Origin of the sequence: Listeria kieliensis (assembly GCF_003369925.1) — a bacterium.
In the GTDB taxonomy this organism is placed as follows: Bacteria; Bacillota; Bacilli; order Lactobacillales; family Listeriaceae; genus Listeria; species Listeria kieliensis_A.
This window is the reverse complement of the sequence record NZ_LARY01000001.1, coordinates 710,732-732,731: the sequence shown is the minus strand read 5'-3', so window position 1 is coordinate 732,731 and position 22,000 is coordinate 710,732. Positions and strand designations below refer to the sequence as shown.

The 22,000-nt window shown below is 39.5% G+C and carries 21 protein-coding genes; 8 read left to right on the top strand and 13 right to left on the bottom strand.

The window, feature by feature from the left end:
- Positions 1–96: 96 nt before the first annotated feature.
- From clpX to UR08_RS03660, 4 genes are all read right to left on the bottom strand, one after another.
- Positions 97–1,356, bottom strand: coding sequence for an ATP-dependent protease ATP-binding subunit ClpX (clpX, locus tag UR08_RS03675; RefSeq protein WP_115752300.1), 1,260 nt, complete (start codon positions 1,354–1,356; stop codon positions 97–99).
- 162 nt (positions 1,357–1,518) lie between these two features.
- A complete protein-coding gene (gene tig / locus UR08_RS03670; protein ID WP_115752299.1) occupies positions 1,519–2,802 on the bottom strand; it encodes a trigger factor in 1,284 nt (427 codons plus the stop codon).
- Between the two features lie 114 nt (positions 2,803–2,916).
- The gene (locus UR08_RS03665) at positions 2,917–3,855 is read right to left on the bottom strand and encodes a hypothetical protein (protein WP_115752298.1); all 939 of its coding nucleotides are present in this window, start codon (positions 3,853–3,855) and stop codon (positions 2,917–2,919) included.
- Between the two features lie 266 nt (positions 3,856–4,121).
- On the bottom strand, positions 4,122–4,337 hold the full coding sequence (locus UR08_RS03660; RefSeq protein ID WP_115752297.1) for a helix-turn-helix domain-containing protein: 216 nt from the start codon (positions 4,335–4,337) through the stop codon (positions 4,122–4,124).
- Positions 4,338–4,484: 147 nt separating this feature from the next.
- Here UR08_RS03660 and UR08_RS03655 point away from each other — a divergent pair, with 147 nt between their 5' ends.
- The 4 genes from UR08_RS03655 (at position 4,485) to UR08_RS03640 (ending at position 7,536) form a co-directional block, all read left to right on the top strand.
- Positions 4,485–4,907, top strand: a complete 423-nt coding sequence (locus UR08_RS03655) for a helix-turn-helix domain-containing protein (RefSeq protein WP_115752296.1) — start codon at positions 4,485–4,487, stop codon at positions 4,905–4,907.
- Positions 4,908–4,977: 70 nt separating this feature from the next.
- Entirely contained in the window at positions 4,978–5,394 is a 417-nt protein-coding gene (locus tag UR08_RS03650) for a helix-turn-helix domain-containing protein (RefSeq protein ID WP_115752295.1), read from the top strand.
- Positions 5,395–5,474: 80 nt separating this feature from the next.
- The gene (gene proB, locus UR08_RS03645; RefSeq protein ID WP_115752294.1) at positions 5,475–6,308 is read left to right on the top strand and encodes a glutamate 5-kinase; all 834 of its coding nucleotides are present in this window, start codon (positions 5,475–5,477) and stop codon (positions 6,306–6,308) included.
- The gene (locus UR08_RS03640) at positions 6,292–7,536 is read left to right on the top strand and encodes a glutamate-5-semialdehyde dehydrogenase (protein ID WP_115752293.1); all 1,245 of its coding nucleotides are present in this window, start codon (positions 6,292–6,294) and stop codon (positions 7,534–7,536) included. Before proB ends, UR08_RS03640 begins: the two co-directional genes overlap by 17 nt.
- 15 nt (positions 7,537–7,551) lie before the next feature.
- Here the strand turns inward: UR08_RS03640 and UR08_RS03635 are convergent, their stop codons facing one another.
- Complete coding sequence (locus UR08_RS03635; RefSeq protein ID WP_115752292.1) at positions 7,552–8,472, bottom strand: alpha/beta hydrolase; 921 nt, start codon at positions 8,470–8,472, stop codon at positions 7,552–7,554.
- Between the two features lie 191 nt (positions 8,473–8,663).
- Here UR08_RS03635 and UR08_RS03630 point away from each other — a divergent pair, with 191 nt between their 5' ends.
- Entirely contained in the window at positions 8,664–9,128 is a 465-nt protein-coding gene (locus UR08_RS03630; protein ID WP_115752291.1) for a hypothetical protein, read from the top strand.
- A gap of 42 nt (positions 9,129–9,170) precedes the next feature.
- Here UR08_RS03630 and UR08_RS03625 read toward each other — a convergent pair whose 3' ends face one another.
- The 4 genes from UR08_RS03625 to UR08_RS03610 form a co-directional block, all read right to left on the bottom strand.
- The gene (locus UR08_RS03625; RefSeq protein ID WP_115752290.1) at positions 9,171–10,616 is read right to left on the bottom strand and encodes a glycoside hydrolase family 1 protein; all 1,446 of its coding nucleotides are present in this window, start codon (positions 10,614–10,616) and stop codon (positions 9,171–9,173) included.
- Between the two features lie 2 nt (positions 10,617–10,618).
- Positions 10,619–11,332, bottom strand: a complete 714-nt coding sequence (locus UR08_RS03620) for a glucosamine-6-phosphate deaminase (protein ID WP_115752289.1) — start codon at positions 11,330–11,332, stop codon at positions 10,619–10,621.
- A gap of 21 nt (positions 11,333–11,353) precedes the next feature.
- Entirely contained in the window at positions 11,354–13,264 is a 1,911-nt protein-coding gene (locus tag UR08_RS03615) for a beta-glucoside-specific PTS transporter subunit IIABC (RefSeq protein ID WP_115752288.1), read from the bottom strand.
- Between the two features lie 115 nt (positions 13,265–13,379).
- A complete protein-coding gene (locus UR08_RS03610; RefSeq protein WP_122865450.1) occupies positions 13,380–14,222 on the bottom strand; it encodes a PRD domain-containing protein in 843 nt (280 codons plus the stop codon).
- Positions 14,223–14,532: 310 nt separating this feature from the next.
- On the opposite strand from UR08_RS03610, the gene treP reads away from it, so the two are divergent.
- Together treP and treC are read left to right on the top strand one after the other, a co-directional pair.
- The gene (gene treP, locus UR08_RS03605; RefSeq protein WP_115752286.1) at positions 14,533–16,023 is read left to right on the top strand and encodes a PTS system trehalose-specific EIIBC component; all 1,491 of its coding nucleotides are present in this window, start codon (positions 14,533–14,535) and stop codon (positions 16,021–16,023) included.
- 16 nt (positions 16,024–16,039) lie between these two features.
- On the top strand, positions 16,040–17,689 hold the full coding sequence (gene treC / locus UR08_RS03600; RefSeq protein WP_115752285.1) for an alpha,alpha-phosphotrehalase: 1,650 nt from the start codon (positions 16,040–16,042) through the stop codon (positions 17,687–17,689).
- 34 nt (positions 17,690–17,723) lie between these two features.
- Here the strand turns inward: treC and treR are convergent, their stop codons facing one another.
- Complete coding sequence (gene treR, locus UR08_RS03595) at positions 17,724–18,437, bottom strand: trehalose operon repressor (RefSeq protein ID WP_115752284.1); 714 nt, start codon at positions 18,435–18,437, stop codon at positions 17,724–17,726.
- Between the two features lie 419 nt (positions 18,438–18,856).
- Here treR and UR08_RS03590 point away from each other — a divergent pair, with 419 nt between their 5' ends.
- Complete coding sequence (locus UR08_RS03590) at positions 18,857–19,702, top strand: YitT family protein (RefSeq protein WP_115752283.1); 846 nt, start codon at positions 18,857–18,859, stop codon at positions 19,700–19,702.
- 42 nt (positions 19,703–19,744) lie between these two features.
- Here the strand turns inward: UR08_RS03590 and UR08_RS03585 are convergent, their stop codons facing one another.
- The 3 genes from UR08_RS03585 to UR08_RS03575 all read right to left on the bottom strand — a co-directional run bounded on the left by UR08_RS03585 (position 19,745) and on the right by UR08_RS03575 (position 21,851).
- Positions 19,745–20,020 carry a DUF3116 family protein gene (locus UR08_RS03585; protein ID WP_165849941.1) on the bottom strand — a complete coding sequence of 92 codons (276 nt, stop codon included), beginning with the start codon at positions 20,018–20,020 and terminating at the stop codon, positions 19,745–19,747.
- Between the two features lie 138 nt (positions 20,021–20,158).
- Positions 20,159–20,545 carry a hypothetical protein gene (locus UR08_RS03580; protein ID WP_165849940.1) on the bottom strand — a complete coding sequence of 129 codons (387 nt, stop codon included), beginning with the start codon at positions 20,543–20,545 and terminating at the stop codon, positions 20,159–20,161.
- Positions 20,538–21,851, bottom strand: a complete 1,314-nt coding sequence (locus UR08_RS03575; RefSeq protein ID WP_115752280.1) for a Y-family DNA polymerase — start codon at positions 21,849–21,851, stop codon at positions 20,538–20,540. The genes UR08_RS03580 and UR08_RS03575 overlap by 8 nt, the downstream gene beginning before the upstream one ends.
- Positions 21,852–22,000: the final 149 nt, after the last annotated feature.

Sequence of the window (22,000 nt, the reverse complement as noted above, 5' to 3'; positions counted from 1 at the left end):
ATAAATTTATTAAAGTATAGCACGAAAAATTAGCGAATCAAAGAAATGCTTTGAAAGGTAAAAAAGCCAACACCTTAAAAAGATGCTGGCTTTTCCTCATGCTGAAGTTTTCGTCGGGATTACAGATCCGTCGTCTAACTGCATCTGTGGATATTCCTCTCCCGTAACGGCTTCTTTCGTAATGATACACTTAGCGATATCATCTCGAGATGGAATTTCAAACATCACATCAAGCATAATGCGTTCAATGATCGAACGAAGACCACGCGCACCTGTTTTTCGGTGAATTGCTTCTTTTGCGATTTCAAGAAGTGCATCATCCGTGAATTCAAGTTCAACATCATCAAGTTCTAACATTTTTTGATATTGCTTAACAAGCGCATTTTTAGGTTGTGTCAGGATAGAAACCAGTGTTTCTTCATCAAGTTGTTCAAGCGTTGCAATAACCGGCAAGCGACCGATAAATTCAGGAATTAAACCAAATTTAAGCAAATCTTCCGGTACCACTTTAGACAAATAAGTTTCATCTTCATCAAGCACTTCGTTTTCAGCACCAAATCCGATTACTTTTTCTCCCATTCGATTTTTGACGATTTGTTCGATTCCATCAAAAGCGCCACCAACAATAAATAAAATGTTGCTTGTATCAATTTGAATAAATTCTTGATGTGGATGTTTTCTGCCCCCTTGCGGCGGAACACTTGCAACAGTGCCTTCTAGAATTTTAAGCAAGGCTTGTTGAACCCCTTCTCCTGAAACATCCCGAGTAATCGAAGGGTTTTCAGATTTACGGGCCACCTTATCAATTTCATCAATGTAAATAATGCCCTTTTCAGCTTTTTCTACATCAAAATCCGCAGCCTGAATCAACTTAAGCAAGATATTTTCAACATCTTCTCCGACATATCCTGCTTCAGTAAGTGAAGTAGCATCAGCGATCGCAAACGGAACATTAAGAATGCGTGCAAGAGTCTGCGCAAGAAGTGTTTTCCCGCTTCCTGTTGGACCGATAATACAAATGTTACTCTTTGAGAGCTCTACATCATCTTCTGCTGATTCGTTGGAATTAATACGTTTATAATGGTTATATACAGCAACAGAAAGTGCTTTTTTCGCACGCTCCTGACCAATGACATAATCACTTAAAATCGAACGGATTTCATGTGGCTTTGGAACATCGCCAAAATCGACCGCTTCCGATACATTCAGTTCTTCTTCAATGATCTCGTTGCAAAGTTCGATGCATTCATCACAAATATATACGCCTGGGCCAGCAACAAGTTTTCTAACTTGGTCTTGAGTTTTTCCACAAAAGGAGCACTTAAGTTGACCTTTTTCATCATTAAATTTGAACAAATTCATTTCACCCCTTCATATCAATGGAATCGAGGTTTTTCAATTCCTTGTGATACTAATGATAGCACCACCACTCAAAAAATACTACTCATCTGATTTATAAAAAAGAAAGGACATGAGAGCATTCTCGTGTCCTTCTTTTACAAAAAACGATGTGTTCTTTTATTTTTCGACAGCACTGTCTACTAAAAGATCAATCGCTTTACGGATTTTAAGATCTGCTTTAAGTTCACTCAAATCACCAAGTGCTTGACGAACTGCTTCTTTTTCCATTCCGTATTTTTCTGCAAGCGAGCTTACTTCTTCATCGATTTCAGCTTCTGCTGGTTCGATGTTTTCAGCATCAGCAATCGCTTCAAGAACTAAATTCATTTTCACGCGTTTTTCAGCGTCTTTTTCCATTTGTTCGTGCATTTTTTCTTCAGTTTGTCCCGTAAATTGATAGTAAAGTTCTGGTGTCAAACCTTGAGCTTGCAAGTCTTGAGCAAAATGACTCATCAAGTGATCTGCTTCGTGATGGATCATTGCATGTGGAATATCCACCTCTGCATTTGCTACTGCTTTTTCAATCACTTCATCTTGTTTAGCTTGACTAGCAGCATCTTCTTTTGCTTCTTTTAAGCGTTTTGTTGTTTTTTCTTTAAGTTCTGCTACTGTTTCCACTTCGGAATCAATGTCTTTTGCAAGTTCATCATCCAGTTCTGGAACTTCTTTTGTTTTGATTTCATGAACTTTCACTTTGAAAGTAGCTGGTTGTCCAGCTAGATCTTCCGCATGATATTCTTCAGGGAAAGTGATCGCTACTTCTTTTTCTTCACCAGCTTTTGTACCAACTAATTGTTCTTCAAAGCCAGGAATAAATTGACCAGATCCAAGTTCAAGAGAATAGTTGTCAGCTTGTCCGCCTTCAAATGGTTCCCCGTCTTTAAATCCTTCAAAATCAATCACTACAGTATCACCATTTGCAGCTGGTTCATCTTCTTTTACGACAAGGTCAGCTTGGCGCTCCGTTAGATTTTTAAGCTCTTCTTCTACTTCTTCGTCTTTAAGCTCAGCGTCTTGTTTCGTAACTTCTAGTCCCTTGTAATCGCCAAGTTTCACTTCAGGTTTTACAGTCACTTCAGCTGTTAACTTCCAGTTTTCGCCTTTTTCCATTGATTCCACATTTACTTGTGGTGTATCAACTGGGTCGATTCCTGCTTCTTCTACAGCTCGTGTGTATACCTCTGGAAGAATGATATCAAGTGCATCTTGATAAAGTGCTTCTTCGCCAAAACGTTGATTAAAAATTTGACGTGGCACTTTTCCTTTACGGAATCCAGGTACATTTAAATTTTTACGAACTTTTTGGAAAGCTCGGTCAAGACCTGTTTTAATTTCTTCTTGATTAATTTCAAAAGAAAGGGTTCCTACATTGCCTTCTTTTTTTTCCCATTTTACTGACATGGTTCTATTCCCTCCATCATCTATTTAATTAAATGTAAATAAGTTCATGACAAGTTTCAGCCATACCCGTATATTTTAACATAAAACCCACATGATGAAAACAGGAAAGCCGATTTAGAGCAAATAATTTTGTTGATGTTCCTCTAAATTTTGAATAAATGAAAGAGCTTCTTCAAGTTCTGGTGTTGGTTCGATCTCCAAAAAAGCTCCATAAAGCTCGCTTGCAAAAAGTAAATAGGCATCTTTCCAAAGGCTTGCTTCTCTTGGTTGAAACGTAAAAGGGTACAGCATAAATGCGTGATGTTGGACAGTTTGGAGTAATTGCTCAAGAAGTGTTGGATTTTCACTCTCGAGCCGTTCTTTCAACAAATCCAAGATCACATTGATAAATGCATCCTCCCCTAAAAGAGAAACATCAATAGGATTAAATTCGCTCTCCATCCCGAGCTTACAAACTTTAAAAAGCTGATTCACTTCCTGTTCTTGCAATAATTCAAACACAATAGACTGAACGAACGGTGAAGCTGATTTGTCCTCCAAAATTGCACGAAAACTTTCCAAAAAAGGACTGACCGATTCAAACCTAATTTTTTGCAAGAACTCAAGTTGTTCGGCTACTGGCAAGTTCACCCAATTCTCTTTTTGTGATCTAGTCACTAACTTTTTGGGAAATGGAATTACGTTATGATCAGACTTACTCGAACCAACGTCTTCTGATACTTCTTCTTCCTCTGTAAAATAACGTACAAGCGAAAAATAAGTATCCATTTCATCCGTATTCATGTAAGCAAGCGCAAGTTCAGTCAGAATTTCCTTATTATAGCCATTCATTGTTAAAAAAGATCGCCCCGTATGCTTGGCTAGCTCATACTCAGTCATTTCCGTATAAAGACGTACAAGCCCTTTAGTAATGAGCACATCACAAGGATCTAGCTCATACTGTTTTTCCAAAAAAGAAAGAGCCCCCACTTGTTCTTGTTGATTTAAAATTTGATGTTTTCCCTCTAGCCAATTTAAAATATTGGTAGGAAAGTGTTTTCCCTGATCGGTCATCGTTTAAATCCGCCCCTATTCCAAAGATTACTCACTCCACTAATTGCTTCATTCTATAGTTACCGTGTCAGCTTGTCAAGTTCAATACTGCACAAGTTTTTTCTTTCATCTCGACTTCCATGTGAGCTAACCCATTCTATCACAGAAGCACAAAAAAGTAGTTTTGAATGGTAAAATGTCGATTTTTTGTAACATTTTTACAGAATAGCAAGCAAATGGGTTCATCCTAACAGAAGAGCACGGTACATTGTACCGTGCTCCTCTTCTCAATCACAAAAGTCACGTAAATCACAATTTAGAATTTCACTCAAGATAACCGCGTTTTGATAAGAAAGTCTTACGCTTCCTTTTTCCACATTGGCATAGCCGCTTGTATATTTATATCCCATTTTTCGTGCGACAAATGCTTGTGTAATCCCTTTACTCAAGCGGATCTCTCTGATTTTGGCTACATTGATATTCTTAGTCTTTAGTTGATCCATTCATCTAGCCTCCTAACACATACTGAGTTGTCCATTCTATTTTATCAACACATTATGCGTTTGTCAATAAAAATAAACTTCGAATTGTATTGTTTTATTCTTATTTTGTGTATATTCATGTATAATAGCAGCGAGGAGATGATAAACATGACGAATTTAAGCAAACAACTCACTCTTTTACGGGAAAAACAAGGTTGGACAAAAAGAGAAACTGCACGCCGTCTTGGATTAAAAGCCCCGTCTACTTATGGTAATTGGGAATATGGCATTCGCGAACCCGATCTTTCCATGGTAAAAGAAATTGCCAGTTTATATGATGTCACTGTCGATTATTTAATTGGCGATACTAACACGTTAAAGGAAAAGCCTCAGCAGACCCCAAAAGACATTCAGCAGGAACTAGAAGATTTGGCCACTGAACTTAAAGGTCCCTCTACTTTTTATCTGGGTGCAAACATTTTAAAACCTCACACCTCCGCTTTCTTGCAAAAAAACATCTATTTCATTTTAGAAAACGCTGAAAAAATCAATCAATTACATGGATTAAACTCAAATAAAAACTCTAAATAAAAGACAATTTGTGTTTTTATTGGCTTTATAGTTTCATTTTGTGTATAATTTAGGCGAAGAGGTGAATCATTTGGTAGATTTTAGTCAACGTTTAAAATTGTTGCGAGACAAAAAAGGCTGGTCCAAAGTTGAGACTGCGCGCAGATTGGGTTTAAAAGCGCCTTCTACATATGGAAACTGGGAATACGGACTTCGTCAACCTGATCTTGAAATGGTGACAAAGATTGCCGATCTGTTCAGTGTTAGTGTGGATTATTTATTAGGAGAAAATAATATTCCTTCCTACGACCTTGAAACAAAAGAAAAGCAAGCTGATATTTTATACCGTTTAGAAAAAATTTGTGAGGACATTGAATATGAATCTGATTTACAGCTTGGTAAAAATACGCTATCAGAGCCGGCTGGTGAATATATTTTAGATAGTCTCACCTTTATGATCAAGCAAGCCAAAAAATGGAATCAAATTGATGAAGCGCCTAAATCCTAGGCGTTTTTTCTTTTCCAGCTATTAATTATTTGGATTTTTTGTAGTACAATAGAAGTATTCTATTTTAAAGGAGATCCGCTATGCGAAAATCACTTCATTCTTGTAAACGCATTGTCGTTAAAGTTGGCACAAGTACGCTAATGCATTCTAATGGTAACGTCAATTTACGCACCATCGAAAAACTCACTCGCGTCCTTTCAGAGTTACGTAATGAAGAAAAAGAAGTTGTACTGGTTTCATCAGGTGCAATCGGCGTTGGTTTAAGAAAGCTGCAACTTGAAAAGCGCCCTTCTTCTATTCCAGAACAACAGGCTATCGCAGCAGTTGGTCAAAGTGAGTTGATGCATATTTATTCCAAACTGTTTGGAGAATATGGTTATCCAGTTGGTCAAATTCTGCTTACTCGCGATGTTACGGATTATCCGATCAGTCGTGAAAATGTCATCAACACGTTCAATACACTACTTGAGCAAGGTATTATTCCGATTGTTAATGAAAATGATACAGTTGCTGTTGAAGAAATTGAACATATTACAAAGTATGGTGACAATGATCGTTTATCTGCGATTGTTGCTAAATTAATTAATGCGGAACTCCTCATTATGCTGTCTGATATTGATGGCTTTTATCATGAAAATCCACTATTAAATCCTGCTGCTGTCATGTTTGATGAAGTGCATGAAGTAACAGATGATCTCTTGCAGTTGGCTGGTGGAAAAGGCTCTGAATTCGGAACAGGTGGTATGTTAACCAAGCTTGCTGCTGCTGATTACTGCTTAAAAAATGATCGTCAGATGGTACTTGCCAACGGGGATAACCCCGATATTATTTATGACATTATTGCAGGAAAAAAAGTCGGAACGTTGTTTACAAATTCCAAGCAGGAGGCATCATCTCATGAACCGATTCGTTAACCTAGGAGAAAGCGCTCAAAAAGCAAGTAAATTTTTGGCTCTCGCTGATTCAGCAAGTAAAAACCGCGTACTTAACGCTTGGAGCACTGCTTTACGCAAGCAAACTAAACTCATTTTGGATGCAAATCAAAAAGATATTGAATCCGCTAAAGCAAGCGGCATGAAGGAAACCATGATCGACCGGTTACTCTTAACACCAGAGCGACTCGATGATATCGCAAACGGGGTGGAACAAATTATCGCTCTACCTGATCCAATTGGAACGGTGGATGAAATGTGGAAAAATGAAGCCAACTTAAATATTGGCAAAAAACGCGTGCCACTGGTTGTTATTGGAATTATTTATGAATCTCGTCCTAATGTGACAGTGGATGCAGCTGCTCTGACTTTTAAAGCCGGGAATGCAGTCATTTTACGCGGTGGAAAGGAGGCCTTTCATTCCAATCTAGCTCTTGTGAAAGTATTACAAGAGGCTTCCAAATCGGCTGGGTTTCCAAAAGAAGTGGTTCAATTTATCGAGGATGCTTCCCATGAAACGGCGCGGGAATTTATGCGTTTAAATGAGTATTTGGATGTGCTTATTCCACGGGGTAGCGGCAAATTGATTCAAACTGTGGTTGAAAATGCTACGGTGCCTGTTATTGAAACTGGTGTCGGTAATTGTCATATTTATATTGATAAAGCAGCAGAAATGGACATGGCCATTGATATTTTAGTGAATGCCAAAACGTCTCGCCCGTCGGTCTGCAATGCGGCAGAAACCTTATTAATTCATGAAGACGTTGCTTTCCGTTTCTTGCCAGAAATCGAAAAACGTTTGGCTCCATTCTCTGTTGAAATTCGTGCGGATAAGCGCGCTGGCGAGTTCTTGCAAAACTTTGTAGAAGCGACAGAAGCCGACTTCGAGACCGAATTTCTTGATTTTATTTTAGCAGTGAAAGTTGTTTCGGATATTGATGAAGCGATCGCACATATTAGCCGATATGGCACCAAACATTCAGAAGCGATCGTGACAGGCGACTATTTTGCTGCCAACCAGTTTCAAAATGAAGTCGATGCCGCGGCTGTTTATGTGAATGCTTCTACCCGCTTTACAGACGGCTTTGAATTTGGCTTTGGAGCAGAAATTGGCATCAGTACTCAAAAACTCCATGCGCGCGGCCCGATGGGATTGCGCGAATTAACGACTACTAAATATGTGATTTTTGGTGAAGGTCAAATCCGTTAAGAAAAGAAGCGAACATTAGCGTTCGCTTCTTTTTTGTTCCATCCAATCTATAATATCCAACATCACAGTTTCTTTTCCAATTTCGTGAATCAATTCATGTCTAGCACCTTCATATAATTTATAGGTCACATCTTGGACACCGGCTTCTGAAAGTCTTACCGCAAGCTTCGGAATATCTTTACCGTAATGCCCTACTGGGTCTTCTGTTCCAGACAACAGGAGAATTGGGATTCCGTTAGGTACACTCTCTACGTTTTCTTTAATTTGCGCTGCCAAAATAGCTCGAAATAAGGTATCAAAAAAGCCGGATGTCCCAACAATTGGTCCACAAAGCGGATCCTTCGCAAACGCTTCTTGGACGAGCGGATCGCGGGATAACCAGCTAAATGGATGCTTTTCGTGGTACGTATGATTGAATCCCCAAAAAGCAAGTTTATTTAGCAACTCATTTTTACGCTGTGAATGCTTTTTTACAAATTGTTGTGAAAGTTTTGTGGCTAGAGCGAGAAGCAAAGTCGGTTGTAAGCCGCTCCCTGCAAGGATAACTCCGTCCGCCGAATGCCGTGTGATAAAAACGCGCGTAATAAAACTCCCCATGCTGTGTGCAAAAATAAAGTAAGGTAAGTCAGGAAATTTTTGTTTGATGTAGTGCTTTACGATTTCTTGATCTTGAAGCATCATTTCAAGCCCCTTACTCGGCTCGATATGTCCAAGTTCAGCTTCCGATTTGGCGGTTAAGCCAAAGCCGCGATGGTCATCCGCTATCACAACAAAACCAGCTTGATTTAATTTTGCGGCAAATTCTGCATATCTACCACTATGTTCATTCATCCCGTGGACAATTTGAACGATGCCGATTGGAGCTTCTACTTCTGACCATTCGCGAATGAAAATTTCTTCTCCGTCCTCCGTAGCCAGTTTTTGTTCGTTTACCATGTTGTTTTCTCCCCCTATGCGCTTTTTATTGCTATACCCATTTTACACGATTTACTAAACGCTTTGTTAGGACTTTTGGAATAAACGTTCAAAACCTCACCTCCGATGGATTTATTTTTGGTTTTATAGAAAAAACTTAATTGCTCACAAATTCACATTATGTTATTCTAACAAAGAAGGAGCTGATGGAAATGAGTCAGAGTTTAGCACACTTACAGATGTTTGATTATTTGCTAAAAAAATACCGGGATAAAGATGTTTTTCCAGATAGTAAAATGGTTGTTGAAATTGATGGCAAACTTTGGTCGGGCGATTTTCTTCACTTAGAGGACTGTCAAATTGTCGAAATAGACTGGGATGATCAGCGTTATACGCATGTTAAAAAAACACGAGCGGCGATTAATCAAGAATTTGATACAAATATTCAAAATTCGAATGTCAATGTTAGCGAAAATCGTTTAGAGGCAAAACTAGCCAAGATTAAAAACTTGGAAATTCTCTACCAGGAAATCACACAATTTGTGGGACAAGTCAGTGACGACACTACTTCACTGAAACCTTATTTATATGGAGCCTATTGTCTTGATACCCGTGTCAAGCTGCCTTTCCTTGATGTAACTGGAAAATCCATTCAAGTTGTAGCTTTAACTAAATAGTAAACAAGAACGCTTCTCATTTTTTTGAGAAGCGTTCTTGTTTTACTGCCCTTTAATCCAGTTTTGATACCAATAAAATGAATCTTTTTTATAGCGCTTCAAACTTCCATTTCCAAGATCATCTTGGTCTACATAAATGAATCCATAACGTTTCGACATTTCTGATGTCCCGGAAGAGATAATATCTAAGGCAGACCAAGTTGTATATCCCATCAATTCCACTCCGTCTTCCACCGCTTCAGCCATCGCTTGAATATGACTTTCTAAATAGTGAATGCGATAATCATCATGAACTTGTAAATCTGCCGTAAGCTCATCTTCCGCTCCTAATCCATTTTCAACGATAAATAGTGGCATTTGATATCGTCCGTAAAGATGATTAAGTGAATATCTTAAGCCTAGAGGATCAATTTGCCAGCCCCAATCCGATGATTCCAAATACGGATTGACGAGTGTTTGACGCAAGTTCGCTTCTGTCTCTTCAGCCCCATCCAGATCTGCTGCAGCCACGCTTGACATATAATAGCTAATCGCTAGAAAATCTGGAGGGTAGTTTTGCATGACCGTTTGATCTTCTTTTAGGATATCCAACTGGACGCCTTTTTCTTTCCAAATTCGTTTAGCGTAATGAGGATAGCGGCCATGAATCATCGTATCTGTATAATAAAGGTTGGCAAGCTCGTCTTCCATTTGTGCCGCTAAAACATCTTCTGGTTTAGATGTAGCCGGATAAGTTGCAAAGTAAGCAATCATGCAGCCCAACTGATTATCTGGCGCTTTTCTTGCAAGATCTTGTTTGATTAGTGCCGCAGCAACAAATTGGTGGTGAACAGCTTGATAAACGGCTTGCTCGTAATTTTCTGTCCGGTCTTGAACGACGCCTGTTGATTTGAAGGACGAAAAGTTGCCTGCATTGATCTCATTAAAGCTAACCCACAGTTTGACGCGGTCACTATAGCGCTCAAACATGGTATTCGCAAAATGTCTAAAAAAGGAAATGAGTCGCCGATCTTGCCAGCCATTGTAATTCTCCGTCAAGGCTAGCGGCATTTCAAAATGTGAAAGTGTAACAAGCGGCTTCATTCCGTGGCGCACAATTTCATCAATCACTCGGTCATAAAAAGATAAAGCTTCTGGATTGGGTATTGTTTCTTCGCCTGTTGGGAAAACGCGACTCCAAGCGATAGAAAAGCGAAATACGGTAAATCCCATTTCCGCACAAAGCGCAATATCTTCAGCGTAATGGTGGTAAAAATCAATTCCATGTCGCTTTGGGTAGTAACGTGTTCCTTGATCTTGGATGGCTTTTTCGATATCTTCACTCGTCATTTTTCGATGTCTACTTAAATCTTTCCGATCAAGCTTCTCATCATAAAACGAAACATCAGAGACAGCAAGTCCTCTTCCGCCTTCTTGAAAAGCGCCTTCTGCCTGGCAAGCGGCGATTGCTCCACCCCATAAAAAATCAACTGGAAATTTTTGTTCCATGGTTACTGAACCTCCTTCATGGCTTGCTCGTCGGCAATCACGGTTAAATCAGGATGCAACTTTAGAATCGATGCGGGATACTTGCTGTCTACTGGACCTTTAACGAGATGCCAAATGGCTTCTGCTTTTTGACTTCCAAGTGCGATCAAGACTAGCTTTCTTGCTGCCATGATACTTCTTGGCCCCATCGTCACCCAGTGATCTGGAACGAGATCTGGAGAATCGAAATGGCCCGAGATTCGCGTGCGTAAGGCTCCTGTCGCTTGTACTTTTACTGTTTGGTCTTCGAATTGAGTCGCTCCAGGTAGGTTGCCACAATAATGACTATCCTGCCCAATCCCTAGAAGAATGGCATCCAATCCCCCGTCTTGTTTAAGTCGTTCATCATGTTCTGCATAGTTCTCGCTTGTCAGATGATGAATTTGACTAGCATCAATTTTAGCTGGATTAAAATATAATTTGTTTAAGTCGCGCATGGTAATCCCGATAAAAGCTGGATCGGTACTTGGAATTTCATCAAAGTTATAATAATGAACATGGCGAAAAGCTCTACTTTTTTCTATTTTAGGCGCTAAATAGCGATAAACTCCTTCTGGCGTTGTACCTGCTGTTATGGAAAGATTAAAACGAGTTTGCTTGCTTAACATCCATCCGATTAGTAGTTCACCTGTAAGTTCACTTAGTTCTTGTTCGTTTTTAACTGTTATTAATTTCATTCTTTTTTCCTCCTTTTGAGATTATGCTTTTACTGGAAACTCATTTTCTATCAAAGCTGGTTCGCGTTCTGGGACCACCTGTATCAAGTTTTCTCCCGCTTGAATCTTCTGACTATCATCCGGACTTAAAAGAGATAAGTACTTATCTGAATTCGTAACTACGATTAAAACAGTGGGATCATAACCGGATGCTTGAATTTTATCTCGATCAAAATTTACTAAAGGCGTTCCTTGTTTGATTGGCTCGCCATTAGCAACTAAGCTTTCGAAATATTTTCCTTCTAAGTTAACGGTATCAAGCCCAATGTGAATCAAAACCTCCACGCCTTCGTCCGATACTAAGCCAATTGCATGTCCTGTCGGAAAAATCGTTTGCACATGTCCGTTTACTGGAGAAACGATTTGACTGGAACGAGGCATAATCGCAACTGTTTTTCCCATCAACGCTTTTGAAAAGGTTTCATCGGGTACGTCTTCTGTTAGATAAACATCTCCTGTTACAGGACTTTTTATGTGGAAGACTCGAGACTTGGCATCAACTTTCTTTATTCCCTCTTCACCACTTTCCTCTTCGTTAATTTTAAAGACAGTTTTAGCAAGAAAAATAGTCAAAATAAAGGAACTGATTAATGTTACGGCAAATCCAACCAAAAAGCCAACCGTTGCATCATTCAAATAAACTGGGATAGATAAGATGCTTGGCATGGTAATCGCCATTGCTTTCGCTCCCATTGATGCTCCAACAGCTCCACCGATTGCTCCGCCAAGGGAAGCACCCACAAAAGCCGCACGATATTTAACGAGCACCCCGTACAAAGCAGGTTCTGTGATTCCTAAAAATCCTGAAACGGTCGAAGATAAAGAGATCTGCTTCATTTTTTTATTTTTTATAATGAGGTATATACCAAACGCTGCCGTTGCTTGTGCCATTGTACTCATAAAATTCATTGCTCCCATTTCTGAGTACCCATACGTGGAAATCTGTTGAATGACTATCGGACGCAGCGCATGGTGCATCCCCATCAAAACAAGAAATGGTCTCGTTCCGCCAATTATCGCTCCAGCTAGTAGTGGTGAAAAATCAATTAATACTTGAATACCTTTAGCCACGTAATCGCCAATGTAAAAGCCAAGTGGTGCAATCCCGAAAAGCATAACCGGAACTACAATTAAAAGCGATAACAAGGGAGTGAAAATGACCGTTATCATGCTTGGCATTCGCTTATCAAAAAAGTGATATACGTAGCTTAAAAACCAAACAGATAAAATAATCGGGATCACGGACTGGCTATAATTCACCATCGGGATCGGTAAAAAGCCCAAAAAGAAAACGGAAGCTGCTTGTTTAGCTCCTGCCGCCGCAATAATCGTTGGGTAAAGCAAAACGCCGGCTAATGTCGCTGCCATATATTCGTTTGTTTTATAAAATTTAGCGGCACTGATAGCAAGTAAAAATGGGAAGAAGTAAAACATCGCATCACTTGCTACATTTAATACAAACATTGTGCCACTTGCTGGATCTGCCCATTTTAAGGTCGTGAACAAATATAAAATACCTTTTAACATCCCTCCACCAATAATCGGAGCTAAACTTGGGACTAAAATAGCTGACAAGGCATTGATTAATCGGTTTAAGATGGACTCTTTTGTTTTTTCCTCTTTCTTTTCGAGTGGTTCTTTTTCAAGCTCTGGAATTGCGGAAACAACAGCTCGATAAACTTGGGCCACTTTAGGACCGATAATCACTTGATACTGGCCACCTTTATTTTGAATGCCCATCACATCATCAAGTGCTTTTATTTGTTCCGCGTCTACTTGTTTATCGTCTTTTAAATTAAAACGTAATCGAGTTACACAATGTGTGAGGCTTATAATATTTTCTTTTCCCCCCACATATTCAATCACTTTTTCTGCTGTTTGATTTGGATTCATGTTCGCTATCTCCTTTCTAATAAAAAAACCTGTCCACAAAGAGCTTGCTTAAAAGCCCAAAGTGAACAGGTTATGCCAGCCAAACTGTAACGATTCCTGAATCAATATTATTTAGTTATCCAAGAAGACGTACTAAGTGAAGGGTCAAATAAAGATTTTCATCTTCACTAACTGGTGCTTGGTACCTTTTCGAAAGATATCCGCTAATTTTTTTACTTATTTGATATTCTTTTGGGTACTGATCAACAATCATCTTCATAAGCTCTGGATTTGTTTCTCGAGGAAGTTCTAAGTCTACTTTGTCCAGCCGTAATACAAAGTATCGCAGATGATTCACAAATCTTTGATAAGAGATGCTTTCTTCGTCAATTGGCTTTGATGTACTCATCGCAATCAGTTTACTAACATCTCTTGAAATTTCCAATAATTCGATTGTTGAGCCAATTGAATCCAGGTTTTGTGTGTTGTTGATAATATGAAGTGCAATAAACGCTGCCTCGGATGCAGGTAATTCACACTCTCTTAGCCGATTCATTTTCCCTACAATTCGCTCTCCTAATTGATAAATTTGGGGGTAATAATGTTTGATTTCCCATTCCAATGGACTATGAATATCAATTCCTTGTTCCAGCCGTTTAAAAGCAAATGTTAAGTGATCTAAAAGCCCAAAAAATAAGCCTTCATTTACTTTTTCATTCATTTCGGTCCCAATAATTTTTGTTAGCTGGGAAGTTAGAGCTATATCATCTTCACTTGCATCACCAAGTTCTCTTGCCATCTGCTCAACACTTCGTTCTCCGCTTGGTAAATAAGTCGTTTGAACTCGATTTGAATCAATTTCATCTCCAGGATAAGCATTAAAACCAATGCCTTTTCCAATAAGAATACCTTCTCCACTAGTCGCCCCAACGTCGGTTGCCAGTACAACATTATTGTTAATTCTACGCTTTACTTTCATTTTGCCCCTCCTTTCTTGCGCAAAAAAAAGACCACAATCCATCCAAAGAATCAAAAATTCTTTAAATAGATTATGGTTATGCCCACAGAAGCGGTTACAATTCCATTACAATTACAAGATACCACGTCTAGAAAGCGCTGTCAATAAAATATAGAAAAGAAATAATTAACTCCTTCTTCTTCCCTTTATTTCTAAGCTTTGAAAATGTTTCATCTATTAAAAACACAAAAAATGGTTGCGCTTTCAGTTCCTTTATAGTATATTTTGATTACATAACTTGTATATACAAGTTAAAAAAGGAGGAAATGTCATGGCAAAATATGCAGATGACGCAAAAGCACTTTTTGAACTAGTCGGAGGCAAAGAAAATATTTCGTCTGTTACACACTGTGCGACTCGAATGCGTTTTGTTTTACAAGATCCAGAACAAGCGGATATTGAAAAAATCGAGGCTCTTGCTTCTGTAAAAGGTACATTTACACAAGCTGGTCAGTTTCAAGTTATTATTGGAAACGATGTTCAAGAATTTTACAATGAGTTTGCTTCTATAAGCGGAATTGAAGGCGTTAACAAAGAAGAGGCAAAAACGGACGCGAAGAAGAATATGAGTTTGCTACAGCGCATGCTCGCTGCTCTTGCCGAAATTTTCACTCCACTGATTCCTGCAATTGTCGTTGGTGGGTTAATTCTCGGTTTTAGAAATGTAATCGGTGACATTAAGATGCTTGAAGAAGGGACAAAAACGATTGCTCAAGTTTATCCTTTCTGGAATGGGACTTATAACTTTTTATGGTTGATCGGGGAAGCTATTTTTCATTTCTTACCTGTCGGCATCACTTGGTCGATCGCTAAAAAAATGGGAACCACACAAATTCTTGGGATTGTTCTCGGGATTACACTTGTCTCTCCGCAACTTTTAAATGCGTATGCCGTGGCTACAACAAAAGCAGCAGATATTCCGTTTTGGGATTTTGGATTCGCGCATATTCCTATGATTGGTTATCAAGCCCAAGTTATTCCTGCTATGCTTGCTGGTTTCTTACTCGCTTATCTTGAAATTGGCTTACGTAAAATTGTTCCAAATGCGGTTTCTATGATCGTGACACCATTCTTTGCTCTTGTTCCAACGGTTCTTGCAGCTCATCTCATTCTTGGTCCGATCGGTTGGAAAATCGGGGATGTCATTGCAAATGTCGTTTACAGTGGTTTAACAAGCTCGCTTAGTTGGTTGTTTGCTGTCCTGTTTGGTTTCTTGTATGCCCCGCTTGTTGTAACGGGCTTGCATCACATGACAAATGCGATTGATCTCCAATTGATGAGCCAATTCCATGGAACCAATCTTTGGCCGATGATCGCCTTATCGAACATTGCGCAAGGCTCTGCTGTTTTGGCTGTTATTTTCTTGCACAAAGGAAACGAAAAGGAAGAACAAGTTTCGATTCCGGCTACGATTTCTTGTTATCTCGGCGTCACGGAACCCGCCATGTTCGGGATCAATTTAAAATATCTTTATCCGTTTGTAGCTGCCATGATTGGTTCAGGCATCGCCGCTATCATCTCTGTTTCAAGTGGTGTCATGGCAAACTCAATTGGCGTAGGCGGTATTCCAGGAATTCTTTCCATCCAGCCGCAATACTATGTTATATTTGCGCTTTGCATGCTAATTGCGATTGTCGTGCCATTCATTCTTACGGTTCTTTTCCGTAAATATAATATTTTAAACAAAGTCGATCAAGCACCGATTCGCACATTTGGAAAAAGAGAATTCCGAACGGATTCGAAAAAAGCAGATACTATTTAATGAAAGAGGTTTAATGATGGGTAATATAGCCGACAAAACGATTTATCAAATCTACTTGCGTTCTTTTTACGATTCAAATGGAGACGGGGTTGGGGATCTTCCGGGAATCACTGCCAAACTGGATTACTTAGAAAACTTAGGTGTGGATTTAATTTGGATCAACCCTTTCTATCCCTCCCCTCAAAATGATAATGGGTATGATATTTCTGATTACACCGGGGTTGATCCGCGTTTTGGAACAATGGAAGATTTTGATACGCTCGTGCGTGAAGCGAAGAAGCGCTCGATTGGCGTCATGATTGACCTCGTGTTAAATCATACTTCTACCGAACACGAGTGGTTTCAAAAAGCACTTCAAGGTCACCCTAAATATCGTGACTTCTATTATTTTAAAAAGGGAAAGGGCGACCTTCCACCAACAAACTGGGCATCGAAATTTGGCGGTTCAGCATGGGAAAAGTTAGCTTCCTCGGATGATTTCTACTTGCACCTCTTTGATGTCACGCAAGCTGATTTGAACTGGTCGAATCCAGAAGTTCGCGAAGCGCTTTATCAAGTGGTCGACTTTTGGACTCAAAAAGGAATCGCGGGACTCCGGCTGGATGTGCTTAATTTGATTTCAAAGCCTGACAAGCTGGAAGATGATTTTATCGGCGACGGGCGCCGCTTTTATACAGACGGCCCACACATTCATGAATATTTAAAAGAACTTCATGCAAAAACTTTTGGCAAGAAAGGTCTGATCACGGTGGGTGAAATGTCCTCAACGAGCATTGCCAATTCGATTCGCTACAGCAACCCAGCTGAAAAAGAACTGTCGATGGTTTTCCATTTTCATCATTTAAAAGTCGATTATAAAGATGGTGAAAAATGGCAGCTCGACCAGGTTCGGTTTGCTGAATTAAAAGAACTTTTCCATACTTGGCAAGTGGATATGGCAAGCGGAAATGGTTGGGATGCTCTTTTCTGGAACAATCATGATCAGCCTCGGGCACTCGGCCGCTTCACATCCGACAAGCCAGAATTCCATTATCAAGCGGCAACGCTTCTTGCGGCAACGATCCATTTGATGCGAGGCACACCTTACATTTATATGGGTGAAGAAATCGGGATGATCAATCCAAGGTTTAAAGACATTCAAAGTTACAGTGATATCGAGACGATCAATCACTATCAATTGCTTCAAAAAGAAGGCCTCTCCGAACGGGAAACCATGGAAGTTATCCAAGCACGGTCACGTGATAATAGTCGAATTCCGATGCAATGGGAAAACGATGCCAAAGCAGGTTTCACAACGGGAACCCCTCTTTATCCAGTTTCAGATAGCGTTTCTTGGATTAATGTTCAGGATGCGCTTCGAGAGCCAGATAGCATTTTTTACTTTTATAAGAAGCTAATTGAAATAAGGAAAACGCATTCTGTGATCCAATTTGGAAACTACACACCTTATTTGGTGGATGAAGAGCGCATCATCAGTTATCTTCGTGAAAATGAAGAAGCCACTCTACTTGCGATTCATTATTACGGGGAAACGCCGCATGAAATTCCACTTCCTGAAGCTTTTCTTCAAGGAAAGATTTTACTTTCGAATGTGAAGCGAAGTCAATTAGCCAAGCAAATCACGTTACAGTCTTATGAAACTTTGGCTATTCTTTTGCCCAAATAAAACGAAAACAAGCCTTCGAAAATGAAGGCTTGTTTTAGCGTCTACGAGCAAAATCAATGAAACGAAAGCGGTCGAGTCTATGGCGAGATTCTGTGTACTGGAAAAGCGTTGTATCTTGCAAGAAAACTGCGCTTCGCACCACAACAACATGGGTATCTTCTTCTAAATCCAGCCATTTTCGGTCTTCTGATGTCACGGGTTCGACGGTAAATTCTTTTTGCGCATAGCTGATTTCGTAGCCAAGCTCCTGTTCTAAATATTCATAAAGCGAATTTTCCAGTTGCTCCTCAGTAATTTTTTTCATGCCAGGTTCCAAAAGAAAGTCTTTATCCAAAATAACGGCCTCGCCTCGCAAATAGCGGACGCGCTCAATGTGCCAGGCTTTTGCCCCATCTGGTAAAGAAACGTATTTTCTTACCTGCTCAGGTAGCTTTTCATAATCGTTTTTGATCACGCGTGTGACGGCATTCATATGCTGCTCTTGATGTAATTCTTTGAAGCTTGTCAAACCTGAAACAGGAAACGAATAGCGCTCCCGGTCTATCACGATGGAACCTTTCCCCTGCATTTTTTGGATAAAGCCATTTTCTAGTAAGAGAACAAGCGCCTTGCGAATGGTCTCACGCGATACTTGGAATTCCTTTGCTAATTCATTTTCACTTGGTAGCAATTCTCCTGCTTGATAAACTTTTCCAAGAATTCGATTTTCAATCTGTAAATAAATATCGTAGTATTTTTTTTTATTCAAATTCCTCACCCGCCATTATTGTAGCATAATTATCTCCAAAAACCACTAGTTTTATGGTACACTTAGGGTAGATGTAGGCGTTTTTTTTTACTACGAATTAAAATTTCAGAAAGGGGCATTCTAAGATGAAACAAACAGAAAGCGAAAAGCCGCTGGTTATTAAAATTGTTATCAGTGTTTTAGTTGGTCTATTTTTACTTAACCTGATGCCGATTTTAGCTATTTTTGGTTAATTGTAAGCTTGCCAAATCACAAATTCTATGCTAATTTTAAAAAGAAAATTAAATGGCTTTTTATGGTGAGACAGTCGAGGCAACCGGAAGTTGCGTTGATGCTTTTTTAGAAAAAAGACTCCGTTGATTCGAAGGAATCTTCGGGGTATTTTTTTGCGCTCACCGTGCAAGAAAGGAGATTGATTCATGACAAAAAAATGGGCATTTACTTTTGGGAAAATTATTATTGGCGCTTTTATCTTTTCTCTCGCCGTTAATATTTTTGCTATTCCCAATCATTTAGGGGAAGGCGGCGTAACGGGGCTCACGATGATCCTTTATTATGCTTTTGGGATAGCACCTGCGATTACGACGCTAATTTTTAATGGGATTTTACTTATAATCGGTTATAAATACCTTGACCGACAAACGATTATTTTAACGATTATCGCTATTCTTTTTACTTCACTTTTCTTACGACTTACTGAACCGATTGCTTTTCAAACGGATCAAACGATCATTGCTGCTATTTTTGCAGGAGCCCTCATGGGACTTGGGATGGGGCTCATCATGCAAGGTGGAGGAACCACTGCTGGTAGCGCTATTCTTGCAAAAATTGCCAATAAGTACCTAGGTTGGAACACAAGTTACGCCTTGCTATTTTTTGACTTAATCGTTGTGATTCCCTCTGTATTCATTATCGGCTTTCAAAATATGTTATTTACGATTCTCTCCCTTTATACTTCTACGAAAGTACTAGACTTTATCCTCGAAGGCTTCAATCCTAAAAAGTCGGTTACGATCATTTCGGATCAATATGAAGCAATCGCAAAAGAAGTGGACTTAAAGATTGGACGTGGGATAACACTTTTTGATGCTGAAGGATACTATACAAGACAAGGCAAAAAAATTCTTTATATTGTGATTAGCAGGCAACAACTTCTGCCACTCACAAAGATCGTTAACAAACATGATGAAAAAGCCTTTTTCATTATTAATGACGCGCAAAGTGTTGTTGGCGAAGGGTTCACAAAACAAATCACAAGCGAATAAAGTTTAAGCGGAAGCAAAATTTGCTTCCGCTTTTTTGTGGATTTAATCGTCAGCTACGTCCGATTCTTGAAGTAATTGATACATTTCTTCGCCTTTTTCTGTCAGCTCATAATAAGGCTTTTGACTGGCTACTTCCCCGCGTTTTAAATATTCTTTCCATTCCAGCCAATAAACCGTATGTAGAAGTTCCGTTTTTGAGTGGTAGTGAACTCGTTTTTCATTCAATTGTTTCAAGGTTAACTGTGTGATCTGGGTTTGTGGGTGATAATATGCAGCTCTAAGAATCACAAAAATACTGTCTGCATTCGGAACTTTCATGGAATCACTTTCCTTCTTATGTTCTAAAGTTCTCATTTCAAACCATGGTGACTTTCTTAGAGGTTAACCTTTTCAGAGGTTGCATACTTCCATTCCCACTTTCCACTAAACTGAAACGCCAAACGCCTTACCTGCGTATCAATGTACGATTTCTGCATGGCGTATTTTCTCGATGGAAACAATTTGAATAGCTCCCTTTTTTTCTTGCAAATAAATGCGGTTTTCTAAAAAACTAATGACCTTACCGGTTAAATCAGCTTCATACACGTGCTCTTCATTCAGTTCTGCCATTTGTAGTGAGACAACCCTTCCTTTCGAAAAAGCCTCTTCAAGAACCTCACCAATTTGTTCAAGGCTCATCTCACTTTTTGCCACAAAAATTTGCTTTCGTTTTCGGCGCTCTTCCTCCATTTGTGCTGTATGATCAGATAAATAAAAACCCGACCATTTCATCATTCCGCGATCTATATACGTTTTTTTTACTTGTCTGAGCCACTCCTCCGCTTCCTTTTCCCGCTCATTCATGAGAATTACCATCCAAACCGTCCATTCCCCCTGCATGTCCGCCAACAAGTGACGCACGCCGTAGTGCTGTTGCCCCTTCAATCAGGGAATGAGCGTAAAAAATAGAAGTGAACGAGTATCTACTCCGAATTTCTGAAATCGTTTGATCAATCGCCTCTTCGCGCATTAAAAGATCAGGGTCTTCAAATAAACTGAGTTGAAAAGCGGAAACGGGCTGTAATTTCCCAATATAAAGGCTGATGGTGCGAACCTCAGTATGATTCCAGTATTTTTGAAACAAGCGATGTACATACTGCGTTAAACGCTTGCTATGATTGGTTGGCGATATTTTTATTTGATGAGACAAACTACTCCGACGCTTTCCATCTTCATAAGCATACTGCATGTGCAAGCTTAAAACAGATCCTTCTACTTGTTTTGTCCGCAAGCGCTGTGCGAGCTGAACACACATTTCGGCTAAAACGATTTGAATTTTGGTAGCACTTGTATAGCCCTTTGGAAGGACTTGTGAGTTTCCAAGAGATTTTTCTTTTGGTTGATATTTTTCTTTCTCCGCCAAAATAGAGCGATCGATTCCCCAGGCGTGCATGTAATATTGAAGCCCCATCACACCAAATTGCGTCTTTAATAAAAAGGGGTTGCTAAGTGCTAAATCCCCAATCGTATAAAGACCTAGCTGATTCAAGCGAAGTTCCATTCGCTTGCCAATTCCCCAAAACTCACTTAGCTTGAGTGGCCACATTTTAGTTTTGACATCTTCATAGCCCCAGTGCGCAAACATGCCTGCATTTTTCTTAGCTTCCACATCCATACAGACTTTTGCAAGCAAGACGTTGACAGATAATCCAATCGTTGTATAAAGCCCTAGTTCAAGAAAAATCTCTCGCTGAATCTTGTGACAAACTTCTTCAGGGCTTTCTCCAAATAAATGATAACTCTTAGTTAAGTCTCCAAACTGTTCATCAATGCTATAAACATGAATATCTTCATCAGCCATATAGCGTCTAAAAATAGTTAAAATTTCCTTGTGATAGGTCATATATAATTTCATTCGTGGTGGTGCAATGACTAACTCTGGATGTTTTGGAACATCAAAGCCTCGGCAAACATTCGATACACCCAGCCTTTTTTTCGCAGCAGGACTTGCGGAAAGCACTAGTCCACTCGTATTCCTATCTCCGCTCATAACAACAAGCATGGTCGTCATGGGATCAAGTCCGCGCGCGAGGCATTCCACACTTGCATAAAAACTTTTTACGTCTAAGCAAAACACATGATGAAGGGGTTCGTCTTGATAATAAGTCACCCTTTTCACCTCTTCTAAAAAATTCATTTCCTGTAAATCCATTTTACGAACATACGTTCTTTTTTACAATAGGAAAAAACACACATTTTTGCTCAACGAAATTTATTTAACACAAAAAAATGAGTCAAAGTTCAGAGAACCTTGACTCA